Consider the following 16,182-nt stretch of genomic DNA (forward strand, 5'->3'; position numbering starts at 1 on the left):
CACCCCCAATGTGGCCTTCGGTGCGTCTGACGCACCGAAGGCCACATTGGGGCGCTACTGGCTGGGCTGGGCCGCCGGGGCCTGGTGCAGCGAAAGGTCCTGACCGGCGGCGGAGTCCTGGGCCCAGGCCGCCCCGGACTCCGCCGTCCACGTCTGGCCGGCGAAGCTCACCTTGTCGACCCCCAGCGCCTCCGCGCGGCCGACCAGCCAGCTCGCGTACGCCCACCCCTGCCCGGCCGGGTGGGCGCCGCTCAGCTTGGCCGTGCCCAGCTCGTTCGTCGCCGTCGTGGCGAGGTCGCCCGGGGCCGCGAGCGTCAGGTTCCGGCACGTCAGCGCGGCCGGGTACTGGCCGGTGAAGGCCGCCGCCATCGCGCGCGCCTGCGGCTCCCACTGCGCGTACGCGTCCGGGACGCCCGAGCGCTGGATCTCCTGGGCCGCCTCGGTGATCGGCAGCGTCTCCCAGCCCGGCAGCTTCTCGAGCTTCTCGTAGAACGCCGTCGCCGCGTACACCGGGTCGCGCAGCTGCGCCACCGTGCCCCAGCCCTGGCTGGGCCGCTGCTGGAACAGCCCGACCGAGTCGCGGTCACCGCCCTCGAGGTTGCGCAGCTTCGACTCCTGCAACGCCGTGGCCAGCGCGACCGTGGCCGCGTGCGGCGGCAGCCCGAGCTTGGTCCCGACACCCGCGATCGTCGCCGCGCTGTCCATCTGCTCGGGCGTGAAGGTGTAGGACGTCTGCCCGGGCAGCGCCACCGTGCAGCCCGGCGTCCGCACCGGGCTTCGCGTCAGCACCACCACCACGACGATCCCCGCGGTCAGCACGACGACCGCCCCCAGGAAGATCGCCACCTTCAGACCACACCCGCGCACCCTGCCCCGCTCTCACCCGTTCGCACCAGTCTGCCAAAGGACGCGGCGCACCGGGTGGAGGTTCAGTGCTCGGCGCCGAGGAAGATCGGGTTCGACATCGCCACCATGGCGTTCGGCTGGGTGGTGTTCGGCCCCCCGGACGGACGGCGGACCTCGACGCGCACCCACCGCGAGTACCTCGGGTAGGTGGTCCAGGTGACCGTCGCCGCGCCGCCATCGCCGATCGTCTCCGTGTGCTCCGGGCCGAGCTGGTCGAGGAACGTCACCGTCGTGCCCGGGACCCCGCCGACCACGGCGCGCACCGTCACCGGCGTCCCGGTGCCCAGCGGCAGCCGCTCGCCGATGCCCGCCGTACGGCCGCCGCCCGACGCCGTGAAGTCCAGCCGGACCGCCGACGACTCGGCCAGCCACGACCGGCCCGCCTTCAGCCCCTCGAGGAGTTCCTTGCGCCGCAGGCGGTCGGCGAGGACGACGGTGTGCGGCAGCGCCACGCGCTGGTCCGGGTTGTGCGCGTCGGAGTCGCCGATCGCCGGGATGAACCGGCCGCCGCGCAGCAGGCCGTCCCAGTGGATGACGCTCGCCTCGTCGTCCTGCGTCCACGGGCCGTTCCAGACCTCGACCAGGTCGGCGATCTCGTAGGCGAACTCGTACGTGCAGCCGAAGCAGTTGGCGAACGGGTGCGCGGCGGTGACCAGGCCGCCAGCGCGGTGCACCTGGTCGGTGAACCTGCGGAAGTCGCGCGGGTCGGCGGCGCGGTAGCGCCAGTCGATCCACGTGCCGGCGGGCAGGCCGATCGCGGGCCAGTGCCCGGACCGCGTCGTCACCTCTTCGCCGTTGAGGATCAGCAGGTCGTCGGTGGCGTAGTTCCCCCAGACGAGCTGCGAGCTGGACGTGTTGTGGTCGGTGGAGACGATGAAGTCCAGGCCCGCGGCACGCGCGTCGGCGACCAGCTGGTCCGGCGTGCGGCGGCCGTCGGAGTGGACGGTGTGCAGGTGGCCGTCGCCGCGGTACCAGGCGCGGCCGCGCTCCCGGGCGGGCGCGGACTCCGGAGCCGGGTTGGGCACGAACGGCGCCGCGTCCGGCCCGAACGTGAGCGTGATGTCCACTTTGTAGTTCAGCCCCTGCGGCGCGACCGTGTACGGGCCGAGGACGACGTGCCACCGGCCCGGCTTGATCGGCCCCGCGAGATAACCCGGCGTGGCCTCGGACGCGCTGATCGAGAACCGGTCGCGGAAGCCGCCGGACCAGCCGCGGAAGCCGCGCGCGGTGCCCAGTTCGTGGCCTTCCGGGCCGAACATCCCGATGTCGCAGGCGTTCCCGCGCGTGCCGGCGGGCACCGGCGGCTTGTCGTAGGAGTACACGACGTCGATCTGCCGCACCCCGCGCGGGACGTCGACGGGCAGGTAGTACCAGTCCGGGACGTCCGGCTTCAGCGTGCCGGTGACGGTCCGGGTCTGGCTGCCGGTGCCGCCCGGCTGGTCGGCGAAGGCGACGCCCGGAAGCAGTCCCGCCGCTGCCGCCACCCCGCTCGCCAGCAGCGCGCGCCGGCTGAAGTCCCCAGAACTCATGCGTACCTCCGCATCGAAATGCTCGCTTTGCGGGGGTTCGGGTGGCGAAGCCCCCGACCCGGGGCGAAGCCCCGGATGACAGCGCCCTGACGCTAGGCGGGCAACGCGTACGCGGGCGCGAACCGGCGGTGAACTTCCGGCGTCAACGCCGCGAAAGGATCTTGGCGAGCGCCACGACGGTGACGGCGGCGGCGAGCCCGAGCCGCGTCCGGTCGACGGCGGGCACCCAGGTCACTTCGTCCCCGCGGACGACGAAGGCCCCGGCGGGGCGGGCGAACACCCCGAACCCGGCGCCCTGCCGGACGGGCAGCGCGCCGGTGTCGTCGCCACCGCCGCCCCCACCGCCGAAGACGGCGGCGGCCGGGATGACGACGGTCCCGTCCCGCTCCACCGGATCGCCGTAGACCAGCTTGGCGGTGAACACGTCCCGCGCGGTGGCGGCCAGTTGCCCCAGCTTCATCTGGCCATCATGGCCGACTTTTCCCCACCATCGGGTGTAAACCCGGGGTATCCGGGGCATTAACGAGTGACACCTGTGCTTCAAGGGGAGTGCGTACCGAGGGGAGACCGCGATGACCTTCGACTTCGTCGGCCGCTGGCTGGGCAGGCATCGCGACCGCCCCGGGATCAGCGTCGACCTCTCCTGCGGCGGGCGGGTGACCCTGCGCGAGATCGACGGGCAGCCGGTGCTGGCCATCACCACGGCCCCCGGCCCGGACGGCCGGTGCAGCGTCGCGGCGGTCCCGTTGTCGGAAGCCGAACGGCGCGAGCTGGGCCAGGTCCTCGGCCCGGACGTCCTGCTGGCGTCCTGACCCCTGTCGCGGGTTCGCGAACAGGGGCCCGTACTTCCGCGTCACCGGATGTTTCCCCACCCGTCGCCGCCGTAAGCTGCGCAGCGTGCTTTGTGAGAGTCCTCGCGAGAAACGCGGCCCCCGCGGTGTGGCGCGGGTCGCTTTTTGTGGGGTCTCCACAACGCAGCCGCCTCGGCATGCGCCATGGCGGACATTGGTCTACCCCTCGGTAATCCAGCAGGGTGTAGACAGGTGCAGGCGACGCCCCGGGACAGGTGCGTCGCCTTCTGTGCGTGGGTACTTGGGAGGCTCAGCCGGTGTTCAATCGTGTCGCCATCGTCAACCGCGGAGAGGCCGCGATGCGGCTCATCCACGCCGTCCGGGACCTGTCGGCGGAAACCGGCACGAAGATCGAGACGGTCGCTCTTTACACCGACGCCGACCGCACCGCCACCTTCGTCCGTGAGGCCGACCTGGCCTACGACCTGGGGCCCGCCTCGGCCCGCCCCTACCTCGACCTGGCCAAGCTGGAGCAGGCGCTGGTCGAGACGAAGGCCGACGCCGCGTGGGTCGGCTGGGGCTTCGTCGCCGAAGACCCGGCGTTCGCGGAGCTGTGCGAGAAGGTCGGCGTCACCTTCGTCGGGCCGAGCGCCGAGGCGATGCGCAAGCTCGGCGACAAGATCGGCGCGAAGCTGATCGCCGAAGAGGTCGGCGTGCCGGTCGCGCCGTGGAGCCGCGGCGAGGTCGCCACCCTCGACGACGCGCTGAAGGCCGGCGAGCAGATCGGCTACCCGCTGATGCTCAAGGCCACCGCGGGCGGCGGCGGGCGCGGCATCCGCATGGTCGCCTCCGGCGAGGACCTCGCCGACGCCTACGAGCGCACCAGCTCCGAAGCCCTGCGCGCCTTCGGTTCCGGCGTCGTGTTCCTCGAGCGCCTGGTCACCGGCGCCCGGCACGTCGAGGTCCAGGTGATCTCCGACGGCGCGACGGCGTGGGCGCTCGGCGTCCGCGACTGCTCGGTGCAGCGGCGCAACCAGAAGATCATCGAGGAGTCGGCCTCCCCCGTCCTCGCGCCGGAGCAGACCGCCGAGCTGAAGGCGTCGGCCGAGCGGCTCGCGGTCGCCGTCGGCTACCGCGGCGCGTGCACCGTCGAGTTCCTCTACCACCCCGGCGAGAAGCTGTTCGCCTTCCTCGAGGTCAACACCCGCCTGCAGGTCGAGCACCCGATCACCGAGATCACCACCGGCACCGACCTGGTCCGGCTGCAGCTGCACGTCGCCGGCGGCGGCAAGCTCGAAGGCACCCAGCCCGCCGAGCTCGGCCACGCCGTCGAAGCGCGCCTCAACGCCGAAGATCCCGACCGCGACTTCGCGCCCTCCCCCGGCCGCATCGCGCGGCTGGCGCTGCCCGCCGGCCCGGGCATCCGCGTCGACACCGGCGTCAGCGAGGGCGACACCATCCCCGCCGACTTCGACTCGATGATCGCCAAGATCATCGCCTACGGCCGCGACCGCGACGAGGCGCTCGGGCGCCTGCGCCGCGCGATGGCCGAAACCACCGTCATCATCGAGGGCGGCGCGACCAACAAGAGCTTCGTGCTCGAACTGCTCGACCAGCCCGAGGTGATCGACGCGAGCGCCGACACCGGCTGGATCGACCGCGTCCGCGCCGAAGGCCGCCTGGTCACCCACCGGCACTCCGCGGTCGCGCTCGCCGCGGCCGCCATCGAGGCCTACGAGGACGAGGAAGAGGTCTCCGTCCAGCGGCTGCTGTCCACCGCGCACGGCGGGCGCCCGCAGGTGCAGCACGAGACCGGCCGTCCGCTCGACCTCAAGCTCCGCGGCGTCGGCTACCGCGTCAGCGTCGCGCGCATCGGCCGGAAGCGCTTCCGCGTCGGCGTTTCCGCCGGGACGTCGGAGGTCCACCACGCCGACGTCGAGATCGACCGCTTCGACGCCCACAGCGGCCGGATCCGGGTCAACGGCCAGGGCTTCCGCCTGGTCGCGGCCACGCACGGCCCGATCCACCTCGTCGAGGTCGACGGCGTCACCCACCGCGTCAGCCGCGACGAAGGCGGCGTCGTCCGCTCCCCCGCGCCCGCGCTGGTGGTCGCGACCCCGCTGGCCGTCGGCGACGAGGTCGAGGCCAACGCGCCGATCCTCGTGCTGGAGAGCATGAAGATGGAGACGGTGCTGCGCGCGCCGTTCCGCGCCCGCGTCCGCGAGTGCCCGGTGTCGGTCGGCAGCCAGGTCGAGACCGGCGCGCCGCTGATGCGGCTGGAGCCGCTGGAAGACGGCGCCGAGGACGAGGTCGCCGAGGAGACCGAGACCGTCGAGATCGACCTGCCCGCCGAAGCCGCGGACGTCTCCGCGGCCGACCGCCTCGAGCGCGGCCTGCAGGACCTGCGCAGCCTGCTGCTCGGCTTCGACGTCGACCCGGCCGAACGCAAGCGCGTCCTCTCGGCGTACACGGCCGCGCGGGCCGAGCTGGGCGGCCGTCCGGTCGAAGGCGAACTGGAGCTGCTCACCGTCTTCGCCGACCTGTCCGAGCTGAGCCGCAACACCCCGGGCGGCGAGGACACCGTCCCGAACGGCGCGGTGCACAGCCCACGCGAGTTCTTCCACAGCTACCTGCAGAGCCTCGACGTCGAACGCGCCGGCGTCACCGAAGGTTTCCAGGCCAAGCTGACCAAGGTCCTCGGCCACTACGGCGTCGCCGACCTGGAGCGCACGCCGGAGCTGGAGGCCGCGGTCTTCCGGATCTTCCTGGCGCAGCAACGGACTTCGGCCGACGTAGCCGTGGTTTCCGAGCTGCTGCGGCAATGGCTGACCGGGCCGCCGCCGTCGGAGGCGCTGAGCGACCGCGCGGGCCGGACGCTGGAACACGTCGTCGAGGCCACGCAGGTCCGCTTCCCCGCGGTGTCCGACCTGGCCCGCGGCGTGGTCTTCCGCTGGTTCGCCCAGCCGCTGCTGCGCCGCAACCGCGCCGAGGTCTACGCCGCCGTCCGCACGGAGCTGCGCTACCTCGACCAGCACCCGGACGCACCCGACCGCGCCGAGCGGATCCAGGCCATGATCACCGGCTCGCAGCCGCTGGTCCGGCTGATCGGCCAGCGGATCGGCCGCCCGGGCCGCGACCACGCGCCGCTGCTGGAGGTGCTGACCCGCCGCTACTACGGCAACCGCAGGCTGTCCGGGGTCACCGTCCGCGACGCCGGCGGCTCCCGCTGGCTGACCGCCGAGCTGAACACGCCGGACGGCGCGCTGCCGCTGGTCACCACGGCCGTCGACTTCGCCGCCCTGCCCGACGCACTGCGCGCGCTCGGCGAGGTGGCCACCGAAGGCGTCGTCGCCGACCTGTACCTGCGCTGGGAGGACCAGCCGGACGTCGACGCGACCGCGGAGCGGCTGGGCGCGCTGCTGGCCGAGCACGCGGTGCCGGCGAGCGTCCGCCGGATCGTGGTCACCGTGGCCGGCACCGGCGGCGCGGTGATGCACCACCACTTCACGTTCCGCCGCGACGACAGTGGCCTGACCGGGTTCGCCGAGGACCGGCTGATCCGCGGGCTGCACCCGCAGATCGCGAACCGGCTGCAGCTGCAGCGGCTGCACGAGTTCGACCTGACCCGGCTGCCGTCCGCGGACGAGGAGATCTACCTCTTCAAGGCCGTGGCGAAGAGCAACCCGGCCGACGAGCGGCTGATCGCGATGGGCCAGGTCCGCGACCTGACGCCGCTGCGCGAGGCCGACGGCCGGCTGGTCGCGCTGCCCGCGCTCGAGGACGCCGTCACCGCGTGCCTCGACGCGATCCGCAACATCCAGGCACAGCGGCCGCAGAACAAGCGGTTCGACACCAACCGGATCATGATGTACGTCTGGCCGCAGACGGACCTGACCACCGAGGAGCTGAACACCCTCGTCCAGCGCATCCTGCCGACGTCGGTGGGCGCCGGGCTGGAGGAGGTCCAGTTCCTGGCCCGCCGGCGCACCGACGCGGGCAAGCTGACCGAGCTGGCCGTCCGGATCACCTTCGACCCGGGCCAGGGCGCGCGGCTGCACGTCGGGCCCCCGTCGACCGAGCCGGTCAAGCCGCTGGACGACTACCGCCTGAAGGTGCTGCGCGCGGCGCGGCGCGGCAACGTCTACCCCTACGAGCTGACCGACCTGCTCGCCGGGCCGGCCGGCACGTTCACCGAGCACGACCTCGAAGGCGGCGTGCTGGTCCCGGTGGACCGGCCGAAGGGCAACAACAGCGCGGCGATCGTCGCCGGCGTCGTGACGACGCCAACCGCGCGCCACCCCGAGGGCGTCACCCGGGTCGTGCTGCTCGGCGACCCGACGAAGTCGCTGGGCGCGCTGTCGGAGCCGGAGTGCTCGCGCGTCATCGCGGCGCTCGACCTGGCCGAGCGGATGCGGGTCCCGCTGGAGTGGTTCGCGCTGTCCTCGGGCGCGCGGATCTCGATGTCCTCGGGCACCGAGAACATGGACTGGGTGGCCGCGGCGCTCAAGCGGATCGTCACGTTCACCCAGGACGGCGGCGAGATCAACATCGTGGTCAACGGCATCAACGTCGGCGCCCAGCCGTACTGGAACGCCGAAGCCACGATGCTCATGCACACCAAGGGCATCCTGGTCATGACGCCGGACTCGGCGATGGTGCTGACCGGCAAGCAGGCGCTCGACTTCTCCGGTGGCGTGTCGGCCGAGGACAACTTCGGCATCGGCGGCTACGACCGCGTGATGGGCCCGAACGGCCAGGCGCAGTACTGGGCGCCGAACCTGCCGGCCGCGCGGGAAGTCCTGATGGCGCACTACGACCACACGTACGTCGTGCCGGGTGAGACCGGGCCGCGCAAGGTGGGCACGAACGACCCGATCGACCGGGACGTCTCGTCGTTCCCGCACGCGATCGTCGGCAGCGACTTCACGACCGTCGGCGAGATCTTCTCGGCCGAGCACAACCCGGACCGCAAGAAGCCATTCGACATCCGCACGGTGATGCGCGCGCTGTCCGACCAGGACCACCCGGTGCTGGAGCGCTGGGCGGGCATGGCCGACGCGGACACCGCGGCGGTGCAGGACGTGCACATCGGCGGCCGCCCGGTCTGCCTGGTCGGCATCGAGTCGCGGTCGGTCCCCCGCCGCGGCTTCCCGCCCACCGACGGCCCGGACACGTACACGGCGGGCACGCTGTTCCCGCGCTCGTCGAAGAAGACGGCACGGGCGATCAACGCGGCGTCGGGCAACCGGCCGCTGGTGGTGCTGGCGAACCTGTCCGGCTTCGACGGCTCGCCGGAGTCGCTGCGCAAGCTCCAGCTGGAGTACGGCGCGGAGATCGGCCGGGCGATCGTCAACTTCGAGGGCCCGATCGTGTTCACCGTGATTTCGCGCTACCACGGCGGCGCGTTCGTGGTGTTCTCCAAGGCGCTCAACCCGAACATGACGGTGCTGGCCCTGGAGGGCTCGTTCGCCTCGGTGCTGGGCGGCGCCCCGGCGGCGGCGGTGGTGTTCGCCGGCGAGGTGGCCAAGCGCACGGCGAACGACCCGCGGGTGACGGAGCTGCAGGCCCGCGTCGCCGCGGCCGACGCGCCTTCCCGGGCGGCGCTGAGCACCCAGCTGGCCGAGGTCCAGTCGTCGGTCCGCGCGGAGAAGGTCAGCGAGATCGCGGCGGAGTTCGACAAGGTCCACAGCATCCAGCGAGCGGTCGAGGTCGGCTCGGTGGACGCGATCATCAGCACGGCCGAGCTCCGGCCGCGCATCATCGAGGCCATCGAACACGGCTTGAAGCAGTAGCAGCGTCCTCGAAGGGCGGCACTTTCCCCGGAAAGTGCCGCCCTTCGGCATTCCGGCGCTTCGCGACTTTCGGGGGTATGGCGGTTTTGTCCCCACCGACACACTGTCCGTGCCGGTACCGTGACCACGGGTGCCGACCGGGCCTGGCATTCGTGCGGCGTGAGGAGATCCCGATGGCGTCAAGGTCCCTGTCCCGGCTCGCCCTCGCGGCGACCGGTGTCCTGCTCGCCTCCCTGCTCGGCGGTACCGCCACCGCGCAGGCGGCCGACACCCCCGTCTTCTGGCGCGTCCCGGCCACCGCCGCCCAGGCGCAGGCCCTCACGAACGCCGGGTTCGACGTCGAAGAAGGGGATGCCGGTGCCGTCCTCGTCGTCGGCGGGCAGGCCGTCGCGAACCAGCTGCGGGCGCGCGGCTTCGCGCCGTCCTTCCACGACACCGTCTACAAAGAACTCCCCGCGCGGGCGAACTCCCTGGCGGCGGACACGTACTACGGTGGGTACCGGACTGTCACCGCGCACGAGAACCACCTCGCCGCCGTCGCCGCCGCGCACCCCGAGCTGGCCACGAAGTACACCATCGGCCAGTCGTGGAAGAAGACGAAGGGCCAGGGCGGGCACGACATCCAGGCCCTCTGCCTCACCAAGAAGCAGGCGGGAGACTGCACGCTTTCGACGACCTCGGCCAAGCCGAAGTTCTTCCTGATGGCGCAGATCCACGCGCGCGAGCTGTCGACCGGCGAACTCGCCTGGCGCTGGATCGACTACCTCGCCGACGGCTACGCCACCGACGCCACCGCGAAGTCCATTCTGGACACCACCGAGGTGTGGGTGGTGCCGATCGCCAACCCCGACGGCGTCGACATCGTCGCCTCCGGCGGCAACTCGCCGAAGCTGCAGCGCAAGAACGCGGACAACTCCCGCGGCAGCTGCACCGGCACGAACGTCGGCGTCGACCTCAACCGCAACTCCACGTTCAAGTGGGGCGCCGACTCCAATTCTCCCTGTGCCGAGACCTACCAGGGCGTGAGCGCCGGCTCCGAGCCCGAGGTGCAGGCGCTGGAGAAGCTGGCCCGCGCGATCTTCCCGGACCAGCGCGGCACCGGGAACAACGACCCCGCACCCTCGACCGCCAAGGGCACGATGATCACGTTGCACAGCTACGGCAACGACATCATCATCCCGTGGGGCTTCACGCCGGCCACCTCGCCGAACGACGCGCAGTACCGCAGGCTGGGCGCGAAGTACGCGGCCTCCAACGGCTACCTCGTCGGCACCAACGAGGAGACGGTCGGCTACGACACGAGCGGCACCACCGACGACTTCACCTACGGCGAACTCGGTGTCGCGAGCGTGACGTTCGAGGTCGGCGGCTCCAGCGGCACCTGCGGCGGCTTCCTGCCGAAGTACACCTGCGTCGACAGCACGTTCTGGCCGAAGAACAAGGGCGCGCTGATCACCGCCGCGAAGGCCGCGGCGGCGCCGTACCAGCAGTGAGTCACGGCCGGCAGGCGTAGATGCAGTTCTGCGGACGCGGGGACTCGAGCACGCTCACGTGCGCGAACCCCGCGTCCGCGAGCATCTCCGAGGCCTTCTCCGTGCCCCACACGGCCCCGAGCGCGGCACCGCCTTCCGCGAGCGACGTCGTGGTGCAGTACATGAGGCTGATCGCGTAGCACAGCGCGGCCATCGGGTTGCCGACGTTGTTCTCGACGTGGCTCGAGAAGTTCGTGTCCACCATGAAGAACAGGCCGTCTTCGGTCAGGGCGCCCCGGATCCGGCGCAGCACGACGTCCGGCCGGTCCTGGTCGTGGACGGCGTCGAAGGCGGTGATGACGTCGTACGGCGGATCGGCGGTCAGCTCGGCGGCGTCCCCGACGGCGAACCCGGCGTTCGGCAGGTCCTTGGTGGTTTCCCTGGCCTGGCCGACGACCCTTTCGTCGATGTCGATACCGGTGAACGTCGACGCGGGGAACACGCGCGCGGCCACGGCGATGGCGTTTCCCGTGCCACAGCCCACGTCCAGCACGCGCGCGCCCGCCGTGAGCCGGTCGTTCAGGCCGGGGACCGCGCCGAAGAAGCCGTCCACGAGGTGCTCGCGGTAGATGTGCTTCCAGCTGTCGCCGGTCTTGGCGCCGAGGGATTCGAGGTGGGGCCCGTAGGCCGACCGCGGGACGCCGCCGCCTTCGGCGAAGCAGCGTTCGAGGTCGGGCAGGATGCCGGTGAACGCGCTCAGCGTCAGCAGCGACGGCATGAGGTTCGACGCGGTCTCGCCGAGCAGGAACTTCGCGTGCTGCGGCGGGAAGGTGTACTTCCCGGCGTCGAGGGTGAAGATGCCGCCGGTGACCATGGCGCCGAGCCATTCGCGGACGTACCGCTCGTGGAGCCCGGCGCGGCCGGCGAGTTCGGCGCTGGTGGCGGGCCCGCGAGCGGCGGCGGCGAGCAGCCCGGTGCGGTGCCCGACCCCGAGCAGCATGGTCAGGGCGCTGCCGGTGAGGGTCGCCGTGAGGTGGGCCGCGAAGTCCTTTTCCTCCATGCGGCCCGAGTCTACCGGCCGGGCGGACCGTCCGAAGTGGACGATCCGCCCGGGGTCGGTGGCGCGCCGGTCCGTCAGGCGTCCTCGTCTTCCAGGCCGGCGTCGGCGAGCACCGCGTAGACGCGGCGCCGCGCGTCGGCGAGGATCTTCTTCACCTCGGCGACCTGCGCTTCCGTTCCGCTGTGCCCCACCTGGGCGGCCGCACCGGACAGTTCGCCCAGCGCGTGCCACAGGGCGGCGAAGCGATCGGCGTTGGGCGCCTCGTCGGGTTCCTCCCAGAGGGCGGCGAACTCGGCCTCCCGCCCGGCGACGTGCTCGCGTCCGGCGTCGGTCAGCTCGGCGACGCGACGGCCGCCGGTCTCGGCCGTGCGCACCAGGCCTTCGTCTTCGAGCTGCTGCAGGATCGGGTAGACGGAACCGGGGCTGGGCCGCCACCGCTCGTTGGTGCGGCGCCGGATCTCCTGCATGAGCTGGTAGCCGTGCATGGGTTCCTCGGCGAGCAGCGCGAGCACGGCCGGCCGCACCGGACGGCTCGGCCCGCGCCCGCGGAACTCCTGGACCCGCTGGAACGGGCCCGCCCCGCCGAACCAGCCCCCGGGCCCGCCGAAGGAGCCGGGACCACCGGGGAAGCCGGGAAACCCGGGCGCACCCGGCACCCCGGGCGGTCCCGGCGGCTGGGGTGGGTGCGGCGGGTGGGGCGGGAAGCCGCCGCGGGCCAGGTCGGGGCCGGGGTCGAAGTCCTCGTGGCCGGGGAAGGGGTGGTCGTGACCCGGGTGGCCCGGTCCGTGGCCTGGGCGGCCCGGTCCGTGGTCCGGGTGGCCGTGCGGCCCGTGCCCGCCGAACAGCCCGCCCCCGAAGCCGCCGAACATCCGGCCCGCGCCTGCGCTCATCTCCATGGTTGTCTCCTTCGTTCGCCGTATCGCCGACACTACGACGATATATCGCCGTCCGATCGGCGGCAACCCGCGGCACGACGAAATGAACAACCCGGTAGAGCGGGCGGCCGACCCCCTACCGGATCCGCCCCACCTCACGCCGCGCCGGACTTGACCGCCAAGGTCAGCAGCTCCGCGGCCGGGCCCGTCAACCGCCGCCCCGCCGGCCACACCGCCCGCAGCACCCGGCCCAGCTCCACCCCCGCCACCGCGACCGGCACCAACCTCCGCCCCGCCACCTCGCGGACCACGTCCAGCTCGCTGATCACCGCCGGTCCGGCCCCCGCGATCACCGCGTTCCGCACGGCCGAGGCCGACCCCAGCTCCAGCAACGGCGTCACCGGGCCCGCTCCCGCCCGGCGCAACGCCGCCTCGACCGTGTCGCGCGTTCCCGAGCCCGGCTCGCGCACCACCAGCGGCGTCGCCGCCAGTTCCGCCGCCGTCAGCGGACGGCGGCGGCGGGCCCACGGGTGGCCCGCCGGGACCACGACCACCAGGCGGTCCGTCGCGACCCGGCGGGTCACCAGGCCCGGCCACGGTCCCGGCGACTCGACGAACCCCAGGTCCACCCGGCCGCGCGCGACCAGGTCGGCCACGTGCTCGGAGTTCACCACCTCGAGCCCCACGTACGTGTCCGGCCCGGTCCGCTTCACCTCGCCGATCCACGCCGGCACGAAGTGCTCGGCCAGCGTCATGCTCGCCGCGACCCGCAGCTTCGCGCCGCGCTGGGTGCGCAGCGCCTCCGCGCCCGTGCGCAGTCCGTCCACTTCGGTCAGGACGCGGTGCGCCCAGCCCGCGATCACCCGGCCGTCCGGGGTCAGCGCGGACCCGCGCCGGGTGCGGTCCACCAGGGACAGTCCCAATTGTCTCTCCAAAGTGGACAGCCGCTTGCTCGCCGACGGCTGGGCGATGCCGAGCGCCGCGGCCGCCTGGCCGATGCTGCCGAGGTCGTCGACGAGCACCAGCAGGCGCAACGAGTCCAGATCCGGTCCGGTCATAGCCTCAGTCTATGACCTCCCGACCATCCGACGGCTACCGCGCGCACGCGATCCCGGCGACGCTGGGGAGCATGGCCATGACGTCGACGAAAATCTCCGGCTTCGCGATCACCGGAGCGGGGGTGGCCGCGGCGTACGCGCTGAGCTCGGTCTGGCCGGTGGCGGGTGCGCTGACGGTCGCCGTCGTGCTGGGCATCGTCGCCGGCAGCACGCCGGTGCTCACCGACGAGCACCGCGAAGCCGTCGCCCGGCTCACGAAACGCCTGCTGCGCGCCGGCGTGGTCCTGCTCGGGCTGCAGCTCGCCGTCCCGGCCGTGCTCGCGCTGGGCGCCGGCACGCTCGCCGCCGTCGTGGTCACGGTCGTGGTCACGTTCCTCGGCACCCTCGGCCTCGGCCGGCTGGTCGGCACCCGGCGCGGCCTCACCCTGCTGGTCGCCACCGGCTTCTCGATCTGCGGCGCGTCGGCGATCGCGGCGATGGAGGGCGTGGTCGAGCGCGAGGACGAAGACGTCGCGACCGCCGTCGCGCTCGTCACCTGCTACGGCAGCCTCGCCCTCGGCGTGCTCCCCCTGCTCGCCCACGCGCTCGGCCTCGACGCGACCCGCACCGGCAGCTGGGCCGGGATCTCGGTGCACGAGGTCGCGCAGGTCGTCGCGGCGGCCGGGCCCGCGGGCGCCGCCGCGGTCACGGTCGCGATCGTCGTCAAGCTGAGCCGCGTCGTCCTGCTGGCGCCGACGGTCGCGCTCGTCGGCGCCGCCGAACGCACCCGCCGCGGCGGGCACACTCCCCTGGTCCCGCTGTTCGTCCTCGGCTTCCTCGCGATGGTCGCGGTCCGCAGCACCGGGCTCGTTCCCGCGTTCGCCCTCGACGTCGCGAAGACGGCGTCGACGCTCCTGCTCGCCGGCGCGCTGTTCGGCCTCGGCTGCGCCGTCCGGCTCGGTTCCCTGCTCCGCGGCGGCGGCCGGGCACTGCTCCTGGGTCTCCTCTCCACGCTTCTGGTGCTGGCGACCGGATTCGGCACCTTGACCGCGTTCACCTGATGTTTCCCACCCGGCCATGAATAGTTCGTTATACGCCGGGTTGTACGGGTCTTGTACGGGCCGCGTCGACGCTACCGCCGAGACGTAGGACGTAGAACGAATCCGTAGGGAGCTTTCACCGTGAAGATCACCCGACTCGCCCAGGGCCTGCTGGCCGGGCTGCTGGGGTGCGCCGCCGTCGCCGTGCCGGCGACCCTCGGCGCCGCGACCGCGTCGGCCGACGTCGCCAGCACGCTCGTCTTCACCAAGAACACCGAAGGCCACGACTGCTACCGCATCCCGACGATCGTCAAGAGCACCAACGGCGACCTGCTCGCCTTCGCCGAGGGCCGCAACGGCGGTGCCGCCACGTGCGCCGACCTCGGCGAGATCGACCTCGTGCTGAAGCGCTCGACCGACGGCGGCAAGACGTGGAGCGCGCTGCAGACCGTCATCAAGGCCAACGGCGACACCAAGGGAAACCCGGCACCGATCGTCATCCCGGGCAGCAACCGGATCGTGCTGCTGTCCACCATGCAGTGCTACACCAACCCCTCCTGCGGCCGGATCCCGCGGGTGTCGATCAGCGAGGACAACGGGAAGACCTGGGGCGCACCGAGGGGCCTGACCACCGAGCTCGGCTTCGCGAGCGCGCCCGGCTGGCTGGCCACCGGCCCGTCGCACGGCATAGTGCTCACGCGCGGCGCGCACGCCGGCCGGATCGTCGCCGGGATGAGCTACACGATCGCCGGCAAGAACACCGGTTCCCTGGTCTACAGCGACGACCGGGGCGCGACCTGGCACCGCGGCGCCACCGACACGTCCACTTCGGACCTGATGAACCCGCAGGAGATCAGCGTCACCGAGCTGAAGGACGGCCGGATCTACGCCGCCGCGCGCAACGACGCCAACAGCGACGACAAATGTCTTTCGGACGGCACCCACAACCGCGCGTTCGCGATCAGCTCCGACGGCGGCGCGACGTTCAGCTCGAAGTTCGCCTTCGCGACCGACCTCGTCACCCCGACCGTCGAGGGGTCCACGGCGCGGATGAGCGCGACCGACACGGGCGCCAGGTACAACCGGATCGTCTTCGCCGCACCGTCCACTTGCGACCGCCGCAAGGAACTGCGCGTCCACTCGTCGTTCGACGAGGGCGCCAACTGGACGGGCACGGCGGGCAGCCTGCTCGTGTGGGGCGACGACGCGGCCTACTCGGACATGGTGCAGCTGTCGCAGTCGTCGGTCGGCGTGCTGTTCGAAGCGGGCCCGGAGTTCCACGCCAACGACACGATCCGCTACGCGACGGTGACGGACACCCAGCTCGGCGCCCCGGCGTGCGGCGGCGGGTACAGCGTGATCGACCAGGCACCGCTCGGCACGGCGGGCACGGTGTACCTGTCCTACAACGCGGCGAACGGCAGGAACTGCGTCAGCGCGATGAAGAGCACGTCCGCGGGGACAGCGGCGCAGACCTCGGCCTACCTGGAGGTCCAGGGATCGACGCGGATCACGGACTCGGGCGCGTTCTCGTACTTCGCCGGCCCGGTCTCGGCGGCCGCGGCGGGCAAGTGCGTCAAGTGGGGCGGCTCGGTCGACGGCCAGACCTACACCAGCGAATTCGAGCACTGCAGCTGATCGGGCCCCGGGTGGGACCCGCCCCCTGGCCGGGTCCCACCC

The 16,182-nt window shown here is 72.5% G+C and carries 11 protein-coding genes; 5 read left to right on the forward strand and 6 right to left on the reverse strand.

The features are described 5' to 3' along the window. Positions 1-54: 54 nt before the first annotated feature. The 3 genes from AB0J40_RS47300 to AB0J40_RS47310 form a co-directional block, all read right to left on the reverse strand. Positions 55-846, reverse strand: a complete 792-nt coding sequence (locus tag AB0J40_RS47300; RefSeq protein ID WP_364467219.1) for a hypothetical protein — start codon at positions 844-846, stop codon at positions 55-57. Positions 847-929: 83 nt separating this feature from the next. Then, positions 930-2,435: a CehA/McbA family metallohydrolase gene (locus AB0J40_RS47305; protein WP_364467221.1), complete on the reverse strand. Its 1,506-nt coding sequence runs from the start codon at positions 2,433-2,435 to the stop codon at positions 930-932. Between the two features lie 142 nt (positions 2,436-2,577). Continuing rightward, positions 2,578-2,895: a spore germination protein GerW family protein gene (locus AB0J40_RS47310; protein ID WP_364467223.1), complete on the reverse strand. Its 318-nt coding sequence runs from the start codon at positions 2,893-2,895 to the stop codon at positions 2,578-2,580. Between the two features lie 112 nt (positions 2,896-3,007). Here AB0J40_RS47310 and AB0J40_RS47315 point away from each other — a divergent pair, with 112 nt between their 5' ends. The 3 genes from AB0J40_RS47315 (at position 3,008) to AB0J40_RS47325 (ending at position 10,511) form a co-directional block, all read left to right on the forward strand. Further along, entirely contained in the window at positions 3,008-3,247 is a 240-nt protein-coding gene (locus AB0J40_RS47315; protein ID WP_086684296.1) for a hypothetical protein, read from the forward strand. A 296-nt stretch (positions 3,248-3,543) separates the two neighbouring features. Beyond that, a complete protein-coding gene (locus AB0J40_RS47320; RefSeq protein ID WP_364467225.1) occupies positions 3,544-9,018 on the forward strand; it encodes a biotin carboxylase N-terminal domain-containing protein in 5,475 nt (1,824 codons plus the stop codon). Between the two features lie 173 nt (positions 9,019-9,191). Next, positions 9,192-10,511, forward strand: coding sequence for a M14 family zinc carboxypeptidase (locus AB0J40_RS47325; protein ID WP_364467227.1), 1,320 nt, complete (start codon positions 9,192-9,194; stop codon positions 10,509-10,511). Between the two features lies 1 nt (position 10,512). On the opposite strand, the gene AB0J40_RS47330 is transcribed toward AB0J40_RS47325, so the two are convergent. The 3 genes from AB0J40_RS47330 to AB0J40_RS47340 form a co-directional block, all read right to left on the reverse strand. Continuing rightward, on the reverse strand, positions 10,513-11,550 hold the full coding sequence (locus tag AB0J40_RS47330; RefSeq protein ID WP_364467229.1) for a class I SAM-dependent methyltransferase: 1,038 nt from the start codon (positions 11,548-11,550) through the stop codon (positions 10,513-10,515). Positions 11,551-11,624: 74 nt separating this feature from the next. Next, positions 11,625-12,446, reverse strand: a complete 822-nt coding sequence (locus AB0J40_RS47335; protein ID WP_364467231.1) for a PadR family transcriptional regulator — start codon at positions 12,444-12,446, stop codon at positions 11,625-11,627. Positions 12,447-12,580: 134 nt separating this feature from the next. Then, positions 12,581-13,483, reverse strand: coding sequence for a LysR family transcriptional regulator (locus AB0J40_RS47340; RefSeq protein WP_364467233.1), 903 nt, complete (start codon positions 13,481-13,483; stop codon positions 12,581-12,583). Positions 13,484-13,554: 71 nt separating this feature from the next. Here AB0J40_RS47340 and AB0J40_RS47345 point away from each other — a divergent pair, with 71 nt between their 5' ends. Further along, positions 13,555-14,523, forward strand: a complete 969-nt coding sequence (locus AB0J40_RS47345) for a putative sulfate exporter family transporter (RefSeq protein WP_364467237.1) — start codon at positions 13,555-13,557, stop codon at positions 14,521-14,523. 120 nt (positions 14,524-14,643) lie between these two features. Next, positions 14,644-16,140 carry a sialidase family protein gene (locus AB0J40_RS47350; RefSeq protein WP_364467235.1) on the forward strand — a complete coding sequence of 499 codons (1,497 nt, stop codon included), beginning with the start codon at positions 14,644-14,646 and terminating at the stop codon, positions 16,138-16,140. Positions 16,141-16,182 lie beyond the last annotated feature (42 nt).

Source organism: Amycolatopsis sp. NPDC049691 (assembly GCF_040675005.1).
GTDB lineage: Bacteria > Actinomycetota > Actinomycetes > Mycobacteriales > Pseudonocardiaceae > Amycolatopsis.

Coding starts and splice junctions, on each gene's coding strand:
- AB0J40_RS47335 (WP_364467231.1), bottom strand. CDS start 12,446: ATGGAGATGAGCGCAGGCGCGGGCCGGATGTTCGGCGGCTTCGGGGGC.
- AB0J40_RS47315 (WP_086684296.1), top strand. CDS start 3,008: ATGACCTTCGACTTCGTCGGCCGCTGGCTGGGCAGGCATCGCGACCGC.
- AB0J40_RS47325 (WP_364467227.1), top strand. CDS start 9,192: ATGGCGTCAAGGTCCCTGTCCCGGCTCGCCCTCGCGGCGACCGGTGTC.
- AB0J40_RS47305 (WP_364467221.1), bottom strand. CDS start 2,435: ATGAGTTCTGGGGACTTCAGCCGGCGCGCGCTGCTGGCGAGCGGGGTG.
- AB0J40_RS47340 (WP_364467233.1), bottom strand. CDS start 13,483: ATGACCGGACCGGATCTGGACTCGTTGCGCCTGCTGGTGCTCGTCGAC.
- AB0J40_RS47310 (WP_364467223.1), bottom strand. CDS start 2,895: ATGAAGCTGGGGCAACTGGCCGCCACCGCGCGGGACGTGTTCACCGCC.
- AB0J40_RS47330 (WP_364467229.1), bottom strand. CDS start 11,550: ATGGAGGAAAAGGACTTCGCGGCCCACCTCACGGCGACCCTCACCGGC.
- AB0J40_RS47345 (WP_364467237.1), top strand. CDS start 13,555: ATGGCCATGACGTCGACGAAAATCTCCGGCTTCGCGATCACCGGAGCG.